The sequence below is a fragment of the Bartonella sp. MR100HLJHH genome (assembly GCF_042194215.1).
In the GTDB taxonomy this organism is placed as follows: domain Bacteria; phylum Pseudomonadota; class Alphaproteobacteria; order Rhizobiales; family Rhizobiaceae; genus Bartonella; species Bartonella grahamii.
The window spans coordinates 311-557 of sequence record NZ_JBHIMR010000114.1 but is presented as its reverse complement, the minus strand read 5'-3'; positions in this window follow the sequence as shown (position 1 = coordinate 557).

Genomic DNA, 247 nt, shown 5'->3' with positions numbered 1-247 from the left:
AAGACATAAAATGGCTTGTGCGTGAGTGATCATAATCCCCCCTCAAGGCTCTACGTATTTTTATGTGTGCTATGACAGAGCGCGTAGTTATAAGTTTTAAAAAATTGGATTAACTCAATTCAGACACATGCTGCATGCATCATTTATTAATTTGATTTCTTCTTCTCTTTTTTTGATGAGGTCATCCCTTAAGAAGCCAAGATTACTTTCGACTAAAGCTGTAAACAAAAGTAGCTCATTTAGGCGA